The 21,640-nt window shown below is 44.1% G+C and carries 23 protein-coding genes; 9 read left to right on the plus strand and 14 right to left on the minus strand.

Features of this window, described 5'->3' with window-relative positions; genetic code table 11:
• Positions 1–3: 3 nt before the first annotated feature.
• The 11 genes from lpxD to rpsB form a co-directional block, all read right to left on the minus strand.
• Complete coding sequence (gene lpxD, locus DK187_RS14220; RefSeq protein WP_111608014.1) at positions 4–1,035, minus strand: UDP-3-O-(3-hydroxymyristoyl)glucosamine N-acyltransferase; 1,032 nt, start codon at positions 1,033–1,035, stop codon at positions 4–6.
• A 3-nt stretch (positions 1,036–1,038) separates the two neighbouring features.
• Positions 1,039–1,533 (minus strand): OmpH/Skp family outer membrane protein, encoded by a 495-nt coding sequence (locus tag DK187_RS14225; RefSeq protein WP_111608015.1) that lies wholly within the window; start codon positions 1,531–1,533, stop codon positions 1,039–1,041.
• A gap of 29 nt (positions 1,534–1,562) precedes the next feature.
• Entirely contained in the window at positions 1,563–3,878 is a 2,316-nt protein-coding gene (bamA, locus tag DK187_RS14230; protein ID WP_223232314.1) for an outer membrane protein assembly factor BamA, read from the minus strand.
• A 10-nt stretch (positions 3,879–3,888) separates the two neighbouring features.
• A complete protein-coding gene (gene rseP / locus DK187_RS14235; protein WP_111608017.1) occupies positions 3,889–5,235 on the minus strand; it encodes an RIP metalloprotease RseP in 1,347 nt (448 codons plus the stop codon).
• Complete coding sequence (gene ispC / locus DK187_RS14240; RefSeq protein WP_111608074.1) at positions 5,232–6,407, minus strand: 1-deoxy-D-xylulose-5-phosphate reductoisomerase; 1,176 nt, start codon at positions 6,405–6,407, stop codon at positions 5,232–5,234. Before ispC ends, rseP begins: the two co-directional genes overlap by 4 nt.
• Entirely contained in the window at positions 6,407–7,210 is an 804-nt protein-coding gene (locus DK187_RS14245; protein ID WP_111608018.1) for a phosphatidate cytidylyltransferase, read from the minus strand. Before DK187_RS14245 ends, ispC begins: the two co-directional genes overlap by 1 nt.
• 2 nt (positions 7,211–7,212) lie before the next feature.
• On the minus strand, positions 7,213–7,944 hold the full coding sequence (uppS, locus tag DK187_RS14250; protein WP_111608019.1) for a polyprenyl diphosphate synthase: 732 nt from the start codon (positions 7,942–7,944) through the stop codon (positions 7,213–7,215).
• Positions 7,945–7,993: 49 nt separating this feature from the next.
• Positions 7,994–8,551 carry a ribosome recycling factor gene (gene frr / locus DK187_RS14255; RefSeq protein ID WP_111608020.1) on the minus strand — a complete coding sequence of 186 codons (558 nt, stop codon included), beginning with the start codon at positions 8,549–8,551 and terminating at the stop codon, positions 7,994–7,996.
• A gap of 7 nt (positions 8,552–8,558) precedes the next feature.
• Positions 8,559–9,281: a UMP kinase gene (pyrH, locus tag DK187_RS14260; RefSeq protein ID WP_111608075.1), complete on the minus strand. Its 723-nt coding sequence runs from the start codon at positions 9,279–9,281 to the stop codon at positions 8,559–8,561.
• A gap of 133 nt (positions 9,282–9,414) precedes the next feature.
• Complete coding sequence (gene tsf, locus DK187_RS14265; RefSeq protein ID WP_111608021.1) at positions 9,415–10,275, minus strand: translation elongation factor Ts; 861 nt, start codon at positions 10,273–10,275, stop codon at positions 9,415–9,417.
• An 85-nt stretch (positions 10,276–10,360) separates the two neighbouring features.
• Positions 10,361–11,095: a 30S ribosomal protein S2 gene (gene rpsB / locus DK187_RS14270; RefSeq protein WP_012068986.1), complete on the minus strand. Its 735-nt coding sequence runs from the start codon at positions 11,093–11,095 to the stop codon at positions 10,361–10,363.
• A 520-nt stretch (positions 11,096–11,615) separates the two neighbouring features.
• On the opposite strand from rpsB, the gene map reads away from it, so the two are divergent.
• The 5 genes from map to DK187_RS14295 all read left to right on the plus strand — a co-directional run bounded on the left by map (position 11,616) and on the right by DK187_RS14295 (position 17,945).
• Entirely contained in the window at positions 11,616–12,473 is an 858-nt protein-coding gene (gene map / locus DK187_RS14275; RefSeq protein ID WP_188322963.1) for a type I methionyl aminopeptidase, read from the plus strand.
• A gap of 92 nt (positions 12,474–12,565) precedes the next feature.
• Positions 12,566–15,259, plus strand: coding sequence for a [protein-PII] uridylyltransferase (gene glnD / locus DK187_RS14280; protein WP_111608022.1), 2,694 nt, complete (start codon positions 12,566–12,568; stop codon positions 15,257–15,259).
• Between the two features lie 5 nt (positions 15,260–15,264).
• Positions 15,265–16,452, plus strand: a complete 1,188-nt coding sequence (gene dapC, locus DK187_RS14285; RefSeq protein WP_111608023.1) for a succinyldiaminopimelate transaminase — start codon at positions 15,265–15,267, stop codon at positions 16,450–16,452.
• Positions 16,453–16,481: 29 nt separating this feature from the next.
• Entirely contained in the window at positions 16,482–17,519 is a 1,038-nt protein-coding gene (gene dapD, locus DK187_RS14290; RefSeq protein WP_111608024.1) for a 2,3,4,5-tetrahydropyridine-2,6-dicarboxylate N-succinyltransferase, read from the plus strand.
• A gap of 78 nt (positions 17,520–17,597) precedes the next feature.
• Positions 17,598–17,945, plus strand: coding sequence for an ArsC family reductase (locus tag DK187_RS14295; protein WP_111608025.1), 348 nt, complete (start codon positions 17,598–17,600; stop codon positions 17,943–17,945).
• Here the strand turns inward: DK187_RS14295 and DK187_RS14300 are convergent.
• The gene (locus DK187_RS14300) at positions 17,937–18,140 is read right to left on the minus strand and encodes a hypothetical protein (RefSeq protein WP_162623524.1); all 204 of its coding nucleotides are present in this window, start codon (positions 18,138–18,140) and stop codon (positions 17,937–17,939) included. The two genes, DK187_RS14295 and DK187_RS14300, sit on opposite strands and share 9 nt — an antisense overlap.
• A gap of 80 nt (positions 18,141–18,220) precedes the next feature.
• On the opposite strand from DK187_RS14300, the gene dapE reads away from it, so the two are divergent.
• From dapE to panD, 4 genes are read left to right on the plus strand one after another with little or no spacing between them, the layout of a single operon-like run.
• Positions 18,221–19,366, plus strand: coding sequence for a succinyl-diaminopimelate desuccinylase (gene dapE, locus DK187_RS14305; protein ID WP_111608027.1), 1,146 nt, complete (start codon positions 18,221–18,223; stop codon positions 19,364–19,366).
• A gap of 12 nt (positions 19,367–19,378) precedes the next feature.
• The gene (locus DK187_RS14310) at positions 19,379–19,645 is read left to right on the plus strand and encodes a hypothetical protein (protein ID WP_111608028.1); all 267 of its coding nucleotides are present in this window, start codon (positions 19,379–19,381) and stop codon (positions 19,643–19,645) included.
• 4 nt (positions 19,646–19,649) lie between these two features.
• On the plus strand, positions 19,650–20,024 hold the full coding sequence (locus DK187_RS14315; RefSeq protein ID WP_111608029.1) for a hypothetical protein: 375 nt from the start codon (positions 19,650–19,652) through the stop codon (positions 20,022–20,024).
• A gap of 50 nt (positions 20,025–20,074) precedes the next feature.
• Entirely contained in the window at positions 20,075–20,455 is a 381-nt protein-coding gene (gene panD, locus DK187_RS14320; protein ID WP_111608030.1) for an aspartate 1-decarboxylase, read from the plus strand.
• Between the two features lie 89 nt (positions 20,456–20,544).
• Here panD and tpx read toward each other — a convergent pair whose 3' ends face one another.
• Both tpx and DK187_RS21500 read right to left on the minus strand, forming a co-directional pair.
• The gene (tpx, locus tag DK187_RS14325) at positions 20,545–21,042 is read right to left on the minus strand and encodes a thiol peroxidase (RefSeq protein ID WP_111608031.1); all 498 of its coding nucleotides are present in this window, start codon (positions 21,040–21,042) and stop codon (positions 20,545–20,547) included.
• Between the two features lie 26 nt (positions 21,043–21,068).
• On the minus strand, positions 21,069–21,539 hold the full coding sequence (locus DK187_RS21500) for a cold-shock protein (RefSeq protein ID WP_111608032.1): 471 nt from the start codon (positions 21,537–21,539) through the stop codon (positions 21,069–21,071).
• Positions 21,540–21,640: the final 101 nt, after the last annotated feature.

Consider the following 21,640-nt stretch of genomic DNA (forward strand, 5'->3'; position numbering starts at 1 on the left):
ACATCAACCTTTGTCTGAAAGCTTTTTAATTTTTTGTTCCAATTTTGAAATTTGCTTCGCCATACTATCAATTCTTCTAAACCTTGCGGCAGAGCGACGCCATTTAGCGGTTGGCTCCATGCCCATACCAGAAGAGTAAGAACCTGCCTCTAAAATAGACTTAGTTACCATTGTCATCGCGGTAATATGTACGTGATCCACTATCGTGATATGACCAGCAAGACCCACACCTCCGGATAAGGTACAAAAGGCCCCTATTTTTGTACTGCCTGCAATACCAACACATCCCGCAACCGCTGTATTATCACCAATTATAACGTTATGAGCAATTTGAACTTGATTATCTATGATAACCCCATCGCCAATTAACGTGTTTTCAATAGCACCACGATCGATTGTGGTGTTGGCACCTATCTCAACATGATTGCCAATAACAACAGATCCCAGTTGGTCAATTTTTTCCCAACGCCCCTGATCCGGCGCGAAACCAAAACCATCTGCACCAATCACAGTGCCACTGTGAATAATGCAAGACTCACCAATCATGACATCATGATAAAGCGTAACATTTGGATACAGTCGAGTGTTTTGACCTATTCTAACACCTCGCCCAATGACACAGCCTGCACCAATAATGCAACCATCAGCAATGACAGCGCCATCATCAATGACGGCATTGGGGCCTATTGTTACATCCTGACCTAATAACGCATTAGATGACACTACAGCACTTGAGTGAACCCCAGACCAACACTGTGTGGCGGGCACAAATAAATGCGACAACTGTGCAAACGCTAAATAAGGGTTTGAGACAATAATAGCGTTATCCACTAATTGAGCAAGCTCTTCTGTCTTAACAAGTACAGCCCCTGCCGAAGTCGTCGCTAGATGATTTTGGTATTTAGGGTTCGCTAAAAAACTCAACTCTTGTTCAGTGGCTTTTTCAAGCGTACCTAGCTTTTCTATAATGAGACCCTCGTCTCCCTTTACCACACCGTGAACATTGGCTGCCAACTGCCCTAGCGTATAACTCATAGATTAGTTGTCCTTATTAATACGTTTTACTAGCTCGTCAGTAATATCGGCACCCGCATTGGCATATAAACTTAATTGTCTGTTTAACACTAAGTCCAATTTTCGTTCTTCAATCAATGATTTTAAAGCCGCTTCGCCCTTTGGCGTCAACGACTGTATCAACTGTTGCTCAAGCTCTTTGGCCTGACGCTGCATATTAGCCGCCAACGCTCGTATCTGATTTTGACGTTCTCCAAGCTGCTGACGGCGTTTTTTGAACTCTTCTTCAGACAAGGTCAATTCATCACGCTTTAAGTTTTGGGCAGACGCTTCAAGATCTTCTTGCTCTTTTTTCAAACGAGCATCCATAGCCGCGACTTTTTGCTTAGGTTCTTTAGCCGCTTCCTGACCAATATTACTTTGCAAAAGAGCCGCTCTAAAGTCCACCACAGCGACCTCTGTTGCCTGAACACTACCTATCAAACACAGAGCAAAAATGACCATTAATATATTTTTCATTTTATATCCTACTAAAAAAGCTATCTAGATTAAAAAGTGGTACCTAGCTGAAACTGAAAAAAGTCTGTTTTGTCACCATCTTTTGAGTTTAAAGGTTTTGAAAAGTTAAATGACAATGGCGCAATCGGTGTAATCCAAGTCCAGCTTAAACCCACACTGTAGCGAATTTCTGCCAAATCAACACCTTCATTACACGCGGCATTACTAGCCAAACAGGTATCTGTGAATACGTTACCACCATCTAGGAATAGAGCCGTTCTGACCGATTTATGATCTTCCACCATCGGTAGAGGAAAGATCAATTCTGCCGTTCCCGTCATCAGTATATTACCGCCCAGTGCAGAACTGCTGTTTGTTGAACTGGCATCATATGAGTTCTTTGGCCCTAATGAGGACGCACCATAACCACGTACCGAATAAGAGCCACCAGCGAAGTAGTTTTCAAAAAACGGTAAAGTATCCGTATCACCATACCCAGAGCCATAACCCAAACGACCTTTTAGGCGGAATAGCCATAAATTCGAATCTGTCATACTCCAATAACGCTGAGAGGTCAGACCAAGCTTAGTGTATTCTTGATCACCCACTGGCAGAGCTACCTCTAAGGTTGCTCTGGTTGAATAACCATCTGTTGGCAACACACCACCCACTAAATCGCTATCACTCCAAGTCAAACTGGCAATGACATCGTCATAGTTATCACCATGGGTTTCAACATAGTCTTTTGTTTCATTAGAAGGGTCATAACCCAACTTCACTGTACTTTCTTTTACTGTCATGCCAAAAGCCAAGCGCTGAGTATCAGAAATGGGGTACCCATAACTGACACCAGCTCCGATCGAATCAAGATCATAGTCTTCAACATCATCATCGGCATGATCACTGGTTTTATAAAATATTTGGAAACCGCGGCTCACACCATCCACGGTAAAATAGGGGTTATCGTAACTAATCGAATAATCTTGCGTCTGATTTGTTCGCGACGCATTAAACGATAATTTATTACCTGTCCCTAAGAAGTTGCGCTTAGAAACACCAAAACCCAACACAGTACCATCTTCTTGAGAATAACCAATGCTTGCTTGAATACTGCCAGATGCTTGCTCTTGAACCACAACATCAAGATCTACCTGATCTGACGTGCCCGCCACAGGTCGAGTTCTTAAATCGACACTGCCAAAGAAGCCCAATCGTTCAATACGGCGCTTAGAGGATTGAATTTTAGAATGCGTTGCCAAAGCCCCTTCAAACTGAGTCATCTCACGACGCAATACCTCATCTTGAGTCTCGCTATTACCACTAAAAGTAATGCGACGCACGTAAACCTTTGGACCTGGCGCGATTTGATAACTGAGATTCACAGTATGATTGTCAAGTTTCTCTGGAATAACATTGACGTTCGTAAACAAATAGCCATCGTCACCTAACTCCGTCGAAATCCCTTCAATAATCTTTGTCACTTCACTACGAGAAAAAACGTCGCCGCTTTTCTGCGTAATTTGTTTCCAGATACGATCTTCTGCAATCGGTAAACTACCGCTCAAAGAGACATTATTAATGTTATAAGGTTTGCCTTCCTCGACATTAATCACGATATAAACATCACGTTTATCCGCTGACAAACTCACCTGACTAGATACCACATTAAAATCTAAATAGCCTTTGTCTAAATAAAAGCTCTTTAGAGTATTGATATCTCCTTCTATTTTGGCTTTAGCGTATTCATCTGCCGAGCTAAAAGGATTCCAAGAACCGGTTTCTCTTGATTCAAAGTCTTTGGTTAAGGTTTCTTCATCAAAGTCCTTGTTGCCAACGATGTTGATATGTACGATTTTTGCCGTATCGCCTTCATCAATGTTAATAACAATACCGGTACGATTACGAGGCATTTCCTCAACAGAAATATCCACCTTAGCGCTATAGCGACCAAGTGCATAATACTGGCGCTGGAGCTCTTGAACAATCTGGTTCAAGGTTTCTGGTTTGTATATTTCACCAATTTCCAAGCCAGATAACTTCAAGCCTCGCTCCAAGTCTTCCGTTTTGATTAGCTCATTTCCTTCAATCGTCAGGTTGCCAATGGAGGGACGCTCCTCAACATCAAACACTAATACATTGTTGTCTTCATACACATCGATGTCACTAAAGTAACCTGTGTTAAAAAGTGAGCTAATCGCTTGATAGACCTTGCTGGAATCATAAGACTCGCTTTTATCAAAGCCGATTACATCAAATGCTCTAGCCGATGGCATTTGAACTAGGCCATCAATTCGCACATCCTCTACGGTTTTTGCAACACTCTGCACGCTTATTAAAGCCAAAAATACTACTGAAACGACTTTCACATATACCTCTCTACAAGCGGGCAATATCATTAAAAATGGCAACAGCCATTAGAGCAAATAAAAGAGAAGCACCAACCCGATAAGCCATAGCCTGAATTTTTTCAGAAACTGGCTTGCGGCGTATAGCTTCAATGCCGAAAAATACTAAATGCCCACCATCCAACATGGGAATAGGCAACAAATTAAGCACACCCAAACTGACACTGAGGTAAGCCATGAATTTCAAAAAAGACTGCAAACCAGAGTCTGCAGATGCGCTCGCCACCTTGGCGATCGTTATCGGCCCAGATAAATTATCAACCGATATCAAGCCTTGTAGCATCTTACCGACGGAAGAAACTGTCAAAGATACCATCTTAAACGTTTGTTCAACACCATAAGAAATTGCCTCAAATGGACCATAATGGCGCTCTCTAACAGCACTCTCATCTAATTGAGGTGGAACAACCGCTAGTCCAGCATACCCTATCAGCTTACCATTTTGCTCCGTGGATTTGGGCAATAATAATAATTTAACAACGTCTTGCCCTCTCTGAACCTCAACATCAAGCGCCTTATTTGGACTGGCTTGCACCAATGCAACGACCTGCTGCCAATTTGATATAGATTGCTCGTTCACGCTCAAAATTCTGTCATTCGCCTGAAAACCTGCACTCGCTGCAGCCCCATCCTCTACAACCTGTGCAATGATAGGCAACACGTCAGGTCGCCATGGCACGACCCCAAACGCTTGGATTAGGTTGTTAGGCTCCTCTCCAACCAACCAGCGATCTAATCGAACCGCCTCCTCTTGCTGATAATCTCGACCATCAACCTGGTAACGAACGATAATGGTTCCTGTTTTTCCGATCAAGCCCGCTAGCACTAAATTTACATCTTCCCAAGAGACAACAGCTTGATCCGCAATAGAAATAAGCTCATCCCCTGCTTGAATCTGGGTCTGTGCCAATGGCGTATTAGCCGCAACATCACCGACTTTCGGTGCAAGTGACTGAATACCAAGCAAAGCCACTAACGCATAAATAATGATCGCCAAAATGAAATTGGCAATAGGCCCTGCTGCGACAATAGCAATACGCTGCCAAACTGTTTTGGTGTTAAACGCCTGGCTGCGTAAGGCTTCAGGCACATTACCCTCACGCTCATCCAGCATACGAACATAACCACCCAATGGAATCATCGCTAGCGTGTATTCAGTCCCCGTCTTCCCCACATAACGGTAAATGGGTTTTCCAAAACCAACCGAAAAACGCAATACTTTCACACCGCAACGACGCGCAACAAAAAAGTGGCCAAACTCATGAAAAGTAATTAAAAGGCCTAAAGCAACAATAATAGAAAGGATATTTAGTATCATAAAAAACGCCCACGAGTGATCACATCAAGAGCCAGGCGACGTGAATAAAGATCCGCCTCGAAAACATCATCAAGGGTATTAACCGTTACGATATTAGCACCAGCCAGTACCTGCTCATTAATGCGAGCAATATCTAAAAAGCGAATCTGACGATTTAAGAAAGCCGCTACAGCAACCTCATTCGCCGCATTCAACACAGCCATAGCCGTACCACCTGCAAACCAAGCATCAGCTGCTAATTGCAGGTTCGGAAAACGCATTAAATCAGGTGCATCAAAGTTCAAGCGAGATATTTCCACAAGATTTAATGGTGCCACGCTGGTATCAATCCGATCAGGCCAACTCATACCATAAGCAATAGGTATCTTCATATCAGGGTTGCCCATCTGCGCTAGCACAGAGCCATCAACATAAGAAACCATTGAGTGAATAATGCTTTCCGGATGAACAACGACCTCTATCTCATTTGGCGTCACATCAAATAACCAACACGCTTCGATTAACTCCAGCCCTTTATTCATCAAAGTCGCTGAATCAATCGATATTTTTTGCCCCATAGACCAATTAGGGTGTTTGCAAGCTTGCTCGGGGGTCACTGAAGCCATGTCTTCTAAAGACCAAGCCCTAAAAGGACCACCTGAAGCAGTTAGGATAATTTTAGCAACATCTTTTTTATGGGCACCAACAGAACTCTGGGGCAAGCTTTGAAAAATAGCATTATGCTCACTATCAATTGGCAGCAATACTACATTATGCCTTGCGACTTCATCCATAAACAATTTGCCCGCTGTCACCAGAGATTCCTTGTTTGCCAGAAGTATGCGCTTGCCCGCACGTATGCCGGCCAATGTTGGCTTTAGCCCAGCAAAGCCCATGATAGCCGCCATCACTTGATCAACGTCGGGATCAGCGGCAATAGAGTCCAATGCCTCTTCTCCCCACTCAAATGACGTGGTCAAACCTTGACACTTTAGAGCCAGCTGATCACGAGCCTGCTTAGACCCCATTACCACACGCTGGGGCTTAAAGCGGCGACATATTTCCGCCATTTTATCAACGCTTTCATTGGCCGAAGCGCTAATCAAGGAAAATTTATCTGGGTGCAGCGCTATGATATCTAACGTGCTTTGACCAATGGAACCTGTCGCGCCTAATAAGCAAATACCTTGCATCAAAGCCATCCAGTCAAACTTAATAACAATACATAAATAGGGGCTGCCGCCGTCAAACTATCGACACGATCCATAACACCACCGTGTCCAGGAATAAGGTGACTTGAATCTTTTAATTGCTCGTGTCGCTTGAATAGACTCTCTGTTAAATCGCCTAAGACAGAGACGGAAGAAGTCAATAAAGCAATAAACGACAATACACACCACTGTACAAACGTAAAATCACTCAATAAGGCAAACACAGCCACACCGATTTGCGTCAGCACCAAACCGCCTGCTACACCTTCCCATGACTTACCAGGGCTCACGAAGCGAGCCAGCTTTCTTTTACCAAAAGCTCGCCCGACGAAATAGGCACCTGAATCGGCTCCCCATATTAACCCCATCAACAGCAGCACCCACACTAAAAAATTGTCAGACTGCCTTAACACAACCAATGCCGACCAAGTCGTTACTAACACCAACACACCAAACAATAAGCGACTAAAGGTATGCTGCCAGAAAAGAAGCGCTGGATATTTCATGACCCAATATAAGGCCAAACCCCATAAAATCGGGCTCACATACAGTGACATTTCATGAATATTTAAGTTCAAAATAGACAAGCAAAGAACACCAATAAAGGTTGCAAACACAATACGGCCCAGCTGATTACAAACACCAGATAGACGCGCCCATTCCCAGCCTGCTAAAACAACCACTCCAGCCATAGCAAAAATAAAATGCACAGCGTTGAGAACAAAAACGGCACAAACAAACAACACCGCCATCACGATGGCACTTAAAATTCGAGGGAGTAACATGGTTATCGACCACCATAACGACGTTGACGATTTTGATAAATTTGAATAGCTTCATCAAAATGTTGCTGTTCAAAATCCGGCCATAATACCGGAAGAAAGACAAATTCAGAGTAGGCGGTCTGCCAAAGTAGAAAATTACTAATACGCTCTTCCCCTGAGGTTCGAATCAACAAATCTGGCGGTGGCAAATCGGCCAACTGCATATGCTCACCCAACACCGTCTCATTAATATCTTCTGGAGCAAGCTCACCTAACGCAATACGCTCAGCTATCGACTTTGCAGCCTGAGCAATATCCCAACGACCACCGTAGTTAGCAGCAATAACCAGCGTCATTTGAGTGTTGCTTGCTGTTGCCTCTTCAACACTCTTAATTTGATTCTGCAAACCGTGACTAAAGCCAGAAAGATCACCAATCACTCTCAGCCTTATTTTGTGCTCGTTTAAACGCTTTAGCTCTTTTTTCAAAGACCGCATAAAAAGCGCCATCAACCCATCCACCTCTAGCTTTGGACGCTTCCAATTTTCACTGGAAAAAGCAAACAACGTTAACACTTTAACGCCGTCTCTAACAGCCGCCTCAACCACTCTCCTGACAGCGGAAGCACCTGCTGTATGACCCGCGATACTCGGCAGGTGTTTTTTTTTGGCCCAGCGGTTATTGCCATCCATGATAATAGCAATATGCATAGGCCCGACAACTGAATCAACATCAGCGCCATCTAATTCAGACATAGCGTCACCCTAGTCGATAAAAAAAGCGAGCCGAAGCCCGCCTCCTTTATTATATTTCCATCAAGTCTTTTTCTTTTGCAGCAAGACGCTCTTCCACTAAAGCTACATACTTATCTGTTATTTTTTGAACTTGATCTTGAGCACGACGCTCTTCATCTTCGGAGATTTCTTTCTCTTTCACTAGGTCTTTCAAACTTCCGTTTGCATCACGACGAATATTACGAATCGCAATACGACCATTTTCCGCTTCGTTCTTGGCCTGTTTGAAATAATTTTTACGCGTCTCTTCCGTCAAGGCTGGCATAGGAATGCGGATAAGACCACCGCTAGTGGAAGGATTTAATCCCAAGTCGGATTTGAAAATCGCTTTTTCTATCTCTGGCACAAGATTGCTTTCCCAAGGAGAAATACCCAGAGTACGCGCGTCTTCAACCGTAATGTTAGCCACTTGGTTAAGAGGCGTTTCTGTACCATAGTAGTTCACTTTAACTGGATCTAATATACTTGGGTGCGCACGACCTGTACGGATTTTTTTAAACGCAGATTCAACAGAAGAAACCGCTTTATTCATTCGATCTTCTGCATCTTTAAGAATTTCGTTAATCATAACTTCCTCACTTAATCAGTGTACCTTCATTGCCACCAACCATGATATTTATCAAGGCTCCCGGCTTATTCATATTAAACACACGTATCGGCATAGCGTGATCACGAGTCAAACAGATGGCGGTTAAGTCCATGACACCCAACTGTTTTTCAAGCACTTCATCGTAACCTAATGTATCATATTTCACCGCGGTAGGGTCTTTCATCGGATCCGCAGAATAAACACCATCCACTTTTGTTGCCTTCAGTACGACATCAGCATCAATCTCAATGCCGCGTAAACAAGCAGCAGAGTCTGTCGTAAAGAAAGGATTACCTGTCCCAGCCGAGAAAATAAGCACATCACCTTCTTTCATTAGACGCATAGCACGACGTCTATCATAAGGCTCGACAATACCCGTCATAGTGATGGCCGACATAACACGAGTGGCGATATTGGCACGTTCCAGTGCATCACGCATCGCCAATGCATTCATTACCGTTGCCAACATACCCATATGATCGCCTGTCACACGGTCCATGCCCGCTTGGCTCAGAGCTTGACCACGAAACAAGTTACCACCACCAATAACGATACCAACCTCAACACCAATACCGCGTAACTGACCAATTTCAAGCGCAATGCGATTTAATACTTTAGGGTCAATACCGAAGGACTCATCGCCCATCAAGGCTTCGCCGCTTAGCTTAAGCAAAATTCGTTTGTATTTTGGACTCTTCTCTTTTGACATATCAACCTCCGGCAATGGTTTTCTTTCTTCACTCACTGAGGTCAATCCTATCACCGACACTCATCGAACCTATCTCTCATAAAAAGGGGCAGTCAAGCTGCCCCTTTTTTTTGCAAGACATTACAACTCGGAATTAACCTCTAAGCTGTGCTGCTACTTCTGCGGCAAAATCCACTTCAGCCACTTCAATACCTTCACCCACTTCTAGGCGAATAAAAGAAGTCACTGTTGCGCCAGCGTCTTTCACTAGTTGACCAACTTTTACGTCTGGGTTCTTAACGAAAGGTTGTTCAGTTAAGCTGTTTTCAGCCAAGAATTTCTTCATACGGCCAACGATCATTTTATCAACGATCTCAGCTGGCTTACCAGCCATGTCTGGCTGCGCACGAACAATTTCTTCTTCTTTTGCAAGAACTTCAGCAGGCATATCTTCACCGCGAACGACGCGAGGAGAAACGGCAGCAATGTGCATAGAAACATCTTTAGCTAGCTCGTCAGAACCACCTTCCAATTGAGTCAATACAGCAATCTGGCCGTTACCGTGCAGATAACCGCCTACTAAACCACCTTCAACAACGACTGCGCGACGTGGAGAGATGTTTTCACCGATTTTCTGAACCAATGCTTCACGTGCTTGGCCGATTTCACCCGCCAACAACACTTCCATATCGGTTTGTTTTGTTGTGAAAACAACGTCAGCTACCTTGTTGGCAAAAGCAATAAAGCCTTCGTCACGAGAAGCAAAGTCTGTTTCAGAGTTTACTTCAACCAAGATACCGTAAGATGCATCATCAGCAACGCGCATGATGATGGTACCTTCAGCTGCTGTACGGCCTGCTTTCTTAGCTGCCTTCATGCCACTTGATTTACGTAGCTCTTCAATTGCCACTTCAATGTCAGCGTCAGCAGCGACAAGTGCTTTTTTACACTCCATCATGCCAAGACCAGTACGTTCACGTAGCTCTTTTACCAATGCTGCAGATACTGCGGCCATGTTAAATCCTCTTTATAACAATTCAAATTTAAAAAAGGAGGTAAGAAACCTCCCTTTAGAAACCAGAACAAACTAAATAGTTTGCTTACGCTTCAGTCGCTTCGCTTACTTCAACGAATTCATCAGCAGTACCAGCTGTCGCATTACGACCTTCTAGAACCGCATCAGCAAAAGCACCAACGTACAACTGAACAGCACGAATAGCGTCATCGTTAGCAGGGATAATGTAATCAACACCATCTGGATTACTGTTTGTATCAACGATACCGATAACAGGAATACCTAATTTGTTTGCTTCTTTGATCGCAATACGCTCATGATCAACGTCAACGACAAACAATACATCTGGAAGACCGCCCATATCCTTGATACCACCCATAGAAAGCTCAAGTTTTTCAAGCTCGCGAGTACGCATCAAAGCTTCTTTTTTAGTCAGCTTATCGAATGTACCATCAGACATTTGTGTTTCAAGCTCACGTAGACGCTTGATAGACGCACGAATGGTTTTGTAGTTAGTCAACATACCACCTAACCAACGGTGGTTAACGTATGGCATACCAGAGCGAGCAGCTTGCTCTTTGATCGTTTTAGATGCGGCACGCTTAGTACCAACAAACAATACCTTGTTTTTGTTCTCAGCCATTTTTTTAACAAGCTCAAGAGCGTTGTTAAGAGCTGGAACTGTGTGCTCAAGGTTAATGATGTGAATCTTGTTACGAGCACCGAAAATGAAAGGCTTCATTTTTGGGTTCCAGTAACGAGTTTGGTGACCGAAGTGTGAACCAACCAATAATAGGTCGCGCATAGAAACTGTAGGCATTTTACTATCCTTTAAATTTGGGTTATATGTGCTTACCAGCTAAAAGCGTCAATCGAACAAGGTTTAAAGCAACCTAAGACACCCAAGACACTTTTATTTAATTGCGGCAAGATCGTTGATTTTAAAAAAACGCTTGTTTTAGGTACAATCCTAACAAGCGGGCGTTTTATACCACATTCAACGACAAACCAAAAGACTTGAACGTGTTTTTACACATCATTTGAAGCGCGTTTTTTTCCATGAGAGAGGCGATTCTGGCGCTCAAGTCATGTAGAATGTCTCGCAACTTACTCTCAATGAGACCTTCGCACGGCGTCGCGAGCAAAGTCAAGACGAGGCAAGAACAGACGAAAGGCGGATAACTACATGGATGTAGTTATTAGGGCGACGCAGGAAGCCAAAGCCGAGCTTATGGGTTATAAATGAGCATTTTGAGTCTGTTTTTAACAAAGTATTGACGAGCACAGTAGTCGTGCAAAGGTCTCAATATAGACATAAACCTATCTAAGACACCTACATTATGAGCAATGAAATACTACAGAAAGTTGAAGCATTAACCCAAAATGGCCGCATTGAAGTGCCAAGCTGGACGCCTCGTCCTGCTGCAACGCGCTTCACCGACATCAGCGATATTGAAGGCATGCGTACCGCTGGCAAACTGGCTGCAGATGTTTTAGTCATGCTCGAAGAATTTATTGTGCCTGGCGTGACGACCGAACAAATTGATATCATTGCCCACAACTACATCGTTGAAGTACAAGGCGCTATTCCAGCTCCCCTCAACTATCATGGTTTTCCAAAATCATGCTGCACTTCAGTCAACGACGTTATTTGTCACGGCATCCCAAACGACAAGCCACTCAAAAAAGGCGATGTCGTTAACGTCGACATCACCATTATCAAAGATGGTTATTACGGCGATACCAGTAAAATGTTTTTTGCCGGCCCGGCCCTCTCCCATGCAGAGCGTCTTGCCCAAGTCACTCAAGAATGTCTTTACCTTGCCATTGATATGGTAAAACCCGGTGTACGCCTTGGTGATATCGGCGCTGCGATTTCCGCCCACGCACACAAACACCATTATTCCGTGGTCGAGGAATACTGTGGGCATGGCGTTGGCACAACGTTTCATGGCGAACCGCAAGTAGCACATTATGGTAAAGCAGGAACTGGGGTGATGTTAGAAGAAGGCATGACATTGACCATAGAACCCATGATTAATGCAGGTAAAAAACAGGTGAAACATACTGGCCCGGATAACTGGATCGCTAAAACCAAAGACGGCCGATTGTCTGCACAATACGAGCACACCTTACTGGTTACCGCAAATGGTGTTGAAGTACTTACTCGTCGACCTGAAGAAACGCGCTTCGCTTAAATGAAGCGCGATACCTTTTGGGTTTACCGCTATGTAGCATCCCAACAAATCAAACAGTACTAACATAATTATTTATTCTTCGAGGCTTTTGTATGGACTTCCCTGCTTTTCCAGACGCTCCGCCACTTCTTACTCAGGAAGAAAAACAAGAGCTAGCCCAACCAAGCTGCTCAGTTTCACGCTACCGAGCCATTATTGAAGAAAAAACTCACCTTTATAACGATTTTTTTCATTCTCTCCATCCGATAGAAAAACTCGTAAAGGGGTTATCATCTTTTTACGATGAAATTATGTTAGCTGCATGGACCGCCAAAGGCTTATCTATAGAAAACAATGTCAGTCTTGTTGCTGTCGGAGGATATGGGCGGAGTGAGCTTCACCCCAAATCCGATATCGATTTACTTATCTTAATCGATAACGAAGCGCTGGCGCCTAAAGACAAAATAGAAGCCTTTATCACCTTCCTATGGGATATCAATTTAGACGTCGGTCACAGCGTTCGAACCATCGACGAATGCACCGAGATGGCGGCAAAAGACATCACCATTATCACCAATCTAATTGAGTCACGCACACTCACTGGCCCAGTCGATCTATTAGCCACCCTGAAACTGCATGTTGATATCTCGCAAATGTGGGATGGCCACTCGTTTTATCAAGCCAAGCTTGCAGAGCAAAAACAACGTCATGCTAAGTATCAAAACACGGCCTACAACCTAGAACCCAATTTAAAGGAATGCCCAGGTGGGCTCAGGGACATGCAAGTCATTGACTGGGTAGCAAAGCGCCACTTACACACGCATCGACTGAGCGCTTTAATTGAAAAGCATTTCTTATCTGAAGACGAATACATCCAACTAAAAGGCGCCGTCAGTCATTTATGGCGGATTCGCTGGGCCTTACATATGGTTGCAGGGCGTAAAGAAGACCGCTTACTCTTTGACCATCAGAGAACGCTAGCCAAACTATTTGGCTTTGACGACGACGACCTAAAGCGCAACGTAGAACGCTTCATGCAAGGCTATTATCAAAGCGTGGCCGCCATTCAACAACTTAACGATCTGCTATTGCAGCACTTTGAAGAGTCCTTTTTAACCAAGGACGCCATCAATAGCATCGAAGTGATCAACGACCACTTCCAAACCGTTAACGGTCAGCTAGAGGCTCGTTCTACTACGCTGTTTCAAGATAACCCTTCGAGCATGCTGGAAATATATGTTCTATTGGGCTCCCATGAAGACATCAAGGGTATTCGCGCCAATACAATGAGACAGCTGCGGGATAACCTTGATTTAGTTGACGACGAATTTAGAAACAACAAAAAAAATACCGCTCTATTTCTGGACATCATATCCAGTCGATATAGACTCACCAGTATTTTGAGATCCATGAAACACCTAGGATTGCTTGGACGTTATTTACCCGAGTTTGGCGCGATAATCGGTCAAATGCAGCACGATCTTTTTCATATCTACACGGTCGATGCCCACACACTCCAACTGGTTGAAAACCTACGCCGCCTCTGGTTGCCGGAATTTAAACAAAAATTCCCAATTTCAGCGCAAGCCATTCGCCACGTTGCAAAAGTCGAGCTGCTTTATATCGCAGGTCTATATCATGACATAGCAAAAGGTCGCGGTGGTGATCATTCAGAACTCGGCTGTGTCGATGCCCAAGCGTTTTGTGAACGCCATGGACTCTCCAAACGAGACACTGAACTTGTTGTTTGGTTAGTCAGAAACCATCTGTTCATGTCGGTTACCGCACAACGCAAAGACATTTCGGACCCTGAAGTGATCTGGGAATTTGCCAGCTACGTAAAGGATCAAGAGCACCTAGATTATCTATTTATCTTGACAGTTGCCGATATTAACGCAACAAACCCGACCATGTGGAACAGCTGGCGAGCCTCCTTGATGCGCCAACTTTATTTAGAAACCAAACGCGCTCTTCGTCGTGGACTGGATTTCCCGATTGATGCAGACATGATTAGTGATGAGCATAAACAGCGTGCCTTAGAGATCATCATTGAACGCAACGTTGACATTATGGAAGCGGAAGCTATTTGGGAAACCATTGAAGAAGAGTATTTCATTCGCTCAAATGGTGATGAGATTGCCTGGAACACAGAAGCCATACTGCGTCATCGCCCAAGCGATAAACCGCTGATTGCCATTACACCGCTTGGCGGACGTAATTTTTCTGGTGCCAGTAAGATTTTTATTTATACCTTGATAAGCAAACATCTATTTGCTGTGACCGCGGCAACATTTGAGCAACTAGGGCTAACCATACTAGACGCTAAAATTAGCCATACAACCGACAATTACAGTTTAGACAGCTTTGTGGTCATGGATAGCAATGACAGTGACACCAATTTACATCTCGACAAAGAGCGTATCACTTTGATACGAAAAACATTGATGGAACAACTTGAAACCCCGTCACTGTACGAAAGTGTAGTGCAACGTCACACACCACGCATTCTAAAAATATTTAACTCTCCTGCCACGGCACATTTTGTTAGCCAGCCAGAAGAAGTTTGGTCAGCGCTTGAAATAACCGCCCCTGACAGACCAGGCTTGCTGGCTTTGATTGGCCAATTTTTTATGAACAACAACATCATGCTACATAAAGCCAAAATCGCCACGCTAGGCGAGAGGGTAGAAGATACCTTTTACATTACGGAAGAAAATGGCGACCTTATTACGGACGAAGTGAGTATGAATAAGATTTGCACCCTTTTAAAAGAGAAAATAGACCGTTTTTCTCAAGCGATGGACTAAAGACAATGAACCCTCTTATACATTCTTTACACCCATATCCTTTTCAAAAGCTCGCTGAGCTTATCGAAGGGATAACACCGAACCCTGCAAAACCGCTTATCAAGCTCACTATCGGGGAGCCTCAACACGAAGCCCCCGCGATTGTTCTTGAAACACTCGCCAAAAGCCTCAGTGGTATCAGTAAGTACCCGAGCACAAAAGGCGAATTACCATTAAGAGACGCGATCAGCCAATGGGCAAAGCGTCGCTTTAAGCTAGAAAGCCTCAACCCTGACACACAAATTTTACCTGTAACAGGAACGCGTGAGGCCTTATTCGCCATCACTCAAACCCTAGTTGGTGAAAAACAAAACTCACTTGTTGTCAGCCCCAACCCTTTTTACCAGATATATGAAGGCGCAGGCATCCTTGCGGGAGCCGAGATGCACCTTCTACCCTGCAGCGCCGAAACAGATTACAAAGTGAACTACCACAATGTCAGTGACGATGTTTGGAAACGCTGTGAAGTCTTGTTTGTGTGCTCACCCAACAACCCAAGTGGCACGATCACAACCCTAGAGGAATACGCTTTTTTGATTGAAAAAGCCAAAGCCTTCAATTTCACTATCGTGGCAGACGAATGCTACTCTGAGATCTATTTTGGCGATCAAGCCCCTTTAGGGTTACTAGAAGCGTGCCAGATATTAGGCAACAAAGATTACCAGCACTGCCTAATTTTCCAATCGCTATCAAAGCGCTCAAACATGCCTGGACTACGTTCAGGGTTTGTTGCGGGCGACGCGTCAATTATGAAGCACTTCTTGTTATACCGCACCTATCAAGGCTGTGCTATGCCCATCCACCACCAAGACGCCTCCGTTGCGGCTTGGAATGATGAAGATCACGTTGTCAAAAATCGTGAAATTTACACCCGGAAATTTGATGCCGTACTAGAAATACTATCGCCTGTTATGCCGATTAACAAACCAGAGGCCGGTTTTTATCTTTGGCCTAAACTCACTATGACAGACGAAGATTTTTGTACCGCTCTGTACCAAGAAGAATCTGTTCTGGTTTTACCTGGCAGCTATTTAGGTCGAGAAGTAGAAGGCATAAATCCTGGAAGCCATCACGTTCGTATGGCACTGGTCGCAGAAGAATCTGAATGCGTTGAGGCAGCAAAAAGAATCAGAGACTTCCTCAGTCGCAGATAACCCCCTTAGCTCTCAGTTGGAGAAATTATATGAGCAATACCATTTTCGCGTTCGGTCTTGGCATCGGCACACAAAACAAAGAAGGCAATTGGCTAGAAGTTTTTTATGCTACCCCAAGCCTAAACCCTGAAAAAAACACCGTAGATGCGCTCCTAGAAAGCACCAATTATGAAGGTGGCAACAGCACACTAGTATTAGATGAAAGCGACCTCAACCGTCTGCACATGAATCTTTTAAAAGCAGGTAACATAGAGCAAGCCGAATTAGCATCTCGCCTAAAAGCCTCGACCAAACCTGTCATCTTATGTGTATTAGCAACAGATGAGGCCCCAACCAACCCAGCAGAAGTGTATTTAAAACTTCAGCTTATTTCTCATCGTTTCGTTAAGCCACACAATACCGTATTGGATGGCATGTTTGGCTTATTGATCAATACGGCTTGGACAAGCGAAGGCCCGATTGATGTTCGCGAACTCGCCGATCGTCAATTAAGCGCTCGCATGGAAGGCCGCACAATCGAAGTATTCAGCGTCGATAAATTCCCTAAAATGCTAAACTTTGTCGTTCCTACGGGCATCCGCGTTGGCGATGCAGCACGCGTCCGTCTGGGTGCACATCTAGCGGAAGGCACAACCGTCATGCACGAAGGTTTTGTAAACTTTAATGCCGGCACACTTGGTAACAGCATGGTTGAAGGTCGTATTTCTGCCGGTGTTGTGGTTGGTAATGGCTCCGATCTTGGTGGTGGCTGCTCCACGATGGGAACGCTATCCGGTGGCGGAAACATTGTCATTGCTGTTGGTGAAAAATGCTTGATTGGCGCCAATGCAGGTATTGGTATTGGTCTTGGTGATCGCTGTATCGTTGAATCTGGACTTTACATCACAGCGGGCTCTAAAGTCGCCGTACTAGATGAAAACAACCAAGTCGTCTCTACGGTGAAAGCACGCGAGCTGTCAGGTCAATCTGACCTGTTATTCCGTCGCAACTCCGAGACAGGCACAATTGAGTGTAAAACCAACAAAGCTGCCATCGCATTAAACGAAATGCTACACGCTCACAACTAATACTCAACACCTTAACCAATCAACAACCAAGCGCCATATTGAACACTCAATTCAATATGGCGCTTTGTGGATGACACTATGATTCAAATATTTGGCATCAAAAACTGCGATACAATGAAAAAAGCCTTTCGTTGGCTAGATGAAAACAATATTGAATACGCTTTTCATGACTATAAAAAAGCAGGCCTAGATGAAGAAACAGCAAAAGCTTGGATAGATACAATGGGCTGGGAAAACATCATTAATAAGCGTGGCACCACTTGGCGCAAGCTGGATGAAGAAATAAAAAGCAGCATGAATAACGACAATGCCATGCATTTAATGGTGACCCAACCCTCCATCATCAAGCGGCCTTTAGTCATCACCAAAGGATCTATTCATTTGGGCTTCAGCCCAGAAGAGTATGCTAGCCTTTTTTTAGCGTAAAATAGGCGTGTAAAGTCGAGGTCTTTCTTTGTTAGACTTAGGTGGCACCACAGGGGTAACACTTGGCACATATCCCGAAGTAGAAACATCCGAGCGAATGACAGGAACAAAATACGACTCTTGAACGACAGGCTGCTGGAAAAGGCTACAACCAGAACTAAGTAAACCCAAAAAAACAACGACACCCAATTTCATAACGCCACCTTTATAAGAATCTACTGCTATAGTAACAGAATCTTTATCTAAGGTAGCGAAAACCAACGCAAAGGTAAAGAATGTCTGACTTGTCACCCACACTAAAACTTGCCATGGATCTTATTTCTCGCCCATCTGTTACTCCAGAAGATGCTGGCTGCCAAGATCTGATGATAGACCGATTGAAAAAATTAGATTTTGAGATCGAATACATGCCTTTTGGCGATGTAAAAAACTTCTATGCTAAACGAGGTACATCGGGCCCCAATCTTTGTTTTGCAGGGCACACAGACGTAGTCCCTACCGGTCCTGAAGCAGAATGGAAAGTGCCACCGTTTTCACCAAAGATTGTTGATGGCATGTTATTCGGCCGTGGCGCTGCCGACATGAAAGGCAGTCTTGCGGCCATGGTGACCGCAGTGGAAGATTTTGTTGGCAAATATCCAGATCATCATGGACAAATTTCCTTTTTGATTACCAGCGACGAAGAAGGTCCTTTTGTGGACGGCACAACCCGCGTCGTTGATGCACTGATAGCACGCAATGAAAAGGTCGATTGGTGTATCGTTGGTGAGCCTTCCAGCACCAAAACACTAGGTGATATCATTAAAAATGGGCGTCGAGGCTCATTTAGTGGCGACTTAACGGTTTATGGCAAACAAGGGCATGTTGCTTACCCACATCTCGCCGAAAACCCTATCCATCTAGCAGCGCCAGCGCTGGCTGAAATGGCCAGTGCTCATTGGGATGATGGAAATGACTTCTTCCCCCCTACTAGCTTCCAAGTATCCAACATCCATTCAGGAACCGGTGCGACCAACGTTGTGCCTGGTAAATTAAACGCCCAGTTTAATTTTCGCTTTTCTTCAGAGTTAAGCTTTGATGCTCTTAAGCTCCGTGTCATTGACATTTTAGATAAACACAACTTACGCTACGATATTGAGTGGACGTATAACGGCTTGCCGTTTTTGACGCGACCAGGAGAATTGGTGGATGCCATTGTTGAAGCGGTGCAGGCAACGGTCAATATTACACCAGAACTCTCTACTTCTGGCGGCACTTCTGATGGTCGATTTATTGCCAAAATGGGCACGCAAGTTGTGGAGCTTGGTCCTATCAATGCCACTATCCATCAGATTAATGAATGTGTTGAAGCCGAAAGCCTTAATCGTCTTTCTGAAATATACGCACGCATTCTGAAAAACCTATTTGCTAATAACGCTTAGATTCCTACATAAATGAAAAACGCCATACATAAATTAGCCATGAAGCTAGGCAATAACCCAAGGTCAGCACTGATCAAAATGATTCAAGGCGGATTAATTTTCGTTTTTGGCATTCTGATGCTCATGGTGGCAGATCGCGTCCTTGCCGAGTCTCTTTCCCAAGAGATTATTGCATTATTTGGATTAATACTGGCGGGATGCGGTGTGCTATGGACGCTTGTTGGCTACTTATCTATGAGCGTTCTTAGAATTTATCACATGATCAAAAATAAGGATTAAGGTAATGCAAACAGACATTGAAGTATATGTATTGTCTTGCCCAACAGAAAACATCATCACTTGGCTGGAAGCATCATTCACCCTTGTCAAAAAAAGCACCAGTGGACCACTTTGCTCAAAGCTGACTCTTCTGTGGCAAGGCAATGAAGTAGAAGTTACCATCCTTGAACAGGCAGCAGGGAAACGCTTCACCTCGATCTGGTTCGACTCGGATAAAACCCCTTGGGAAGATGATATAACCTGCGCAAAACAAGTATTTAAAGCACTAGACTGCGAAGTACGCTGCAATTTCCAAGGATGGGAAGAAGAAGGCAATCAGGATCCAGACCTATGGTGGCGAATTAACCACCACGGTGAAGGTCCATTTATTTGGAATTAACCCCCTTTGACAACACACGCTCCACAGACACCTTAATAGAGATTTTACACATGCAAATTACACTTCTTAAAGGCAAACTTCACATGGCCAGCGTTACCCAAGCAGAGCTTTGGTACGATGGATCCTGCGCCATAGATAAAGACCTTGTAGAGTTAGCGGGGTTCAGGGAATTCGAACAAATAGACATTTACAACGTCGACAACGGCGAGCGCTTTCACACCTACGTCATTCTGGCTGAATCTGGCTCTGGCACTATATCAATGAATGGCGCAGCCGCAAGAAAAGTACAAGTTGGTGATCGAGTTATCATTGCGGCCTACGGACAAATGAACGAAGCCCAAGCTGACGAATTCAAACCCAAATTAGTCTACTTAAATAAAGACAACAGTGTTGAGCGTACAACGAACACGATTCCAATTCAAAAAGACTAACAAAAACGCTTTGTTAAAAAATAATCGCTTCAATTAAAAAAAAGGCCGCTTCTAATCAACTCAGAAGCGGCCTTTTTTATATGAGTAAATTACGCTAACACAGCCAATGCGGCTTCGTAATTCGGCTCATCAGCCGTTTCAGCCACTTGCTCTGTGTAGATCACTGAGCCACTCTCGTCCAGTACAACAACCGCACGTGACAATAGGCCAGTCAATGGGCCAGTGGTGAAAACAAGACCGTAGTCCTCGCCAAACGTAGAACGGAAAGTCGATCCAGTATCAACGTTATCGATTCCTTCTGCACCACAAAAACGCGCCGCAGCAAAAGGCAAATCAGCTGATACACAAAGCACATTAACGCCTTTTAACGCTGCTGCTGACTCGTTGAACTTACGTACAGACATCGCACAAGTAGGTGTATCAACGGAAGGAAAAATATTCAATACCAGTTTAGCGCCTTTGTAATCAGCCAACGTAGCGACGGATAAGTCCGTTTTCACAAGCTCAAAAGCTGGCGCAGCAGAACCCACTGCAGGAAGAGAACCAGCTGTTTCAAAAGGATTACCTTTTAGTGTTACCGTTGCCATAAATACCTCTTTAAAAATAAGAAAAATTAACCGCGAATAATAGAGACATTCTCAGCTTGCTTGCCTTTTTCACCTTCGGTGACATAAAAACGAACCAGCTGCCCTTCAACCAAAAAGCGACGACCACGACCACGAATAGCGCGATAATGAACAAATACGTCATCACCGTTTTCCATCGTTAGAAAGCCAAAGCCTTTCGACGAGTTAAACCACTTAACGGTGCCCTGCTCACGATCATCGTCTTCGTCTTCTTCAGACTCTGAATCATAACCTACAGAGCCAACTTGACTCACCATCGCACCCACGTAAACAGAGACCAGTATAAAACCAAAATACACGAGAAAATGTTGGCCGATCTCTTCTTGCAATACGCCTGCAATAAGCAAAGGTACAATCAAAGCAATAACAAGGCTAACTATAAATGTACGTAACGAGAAAAAAGCAGAACCAACAGAAGATTCTTTATTACGCGAAACATTATCCTGATGATCATTCATAACAGTATATCTCTTATCAAATTAAATATTATTGTGAAGCGAAGCCAATTTCAAAGAAAACAGACTCCGTATTAGTGCAAAAGTGAATAAATGAATATTTT

Source organism: Marinomonas arctica (genome assembly GCF_003259225.1).
Taxonomy (GTDB): Bacteria; Pseudomonadota; Gammaproteobacteria; order Pseudomonadales; family Marinomonadaceae; genus Marinomonas; species Marinomonas arctica.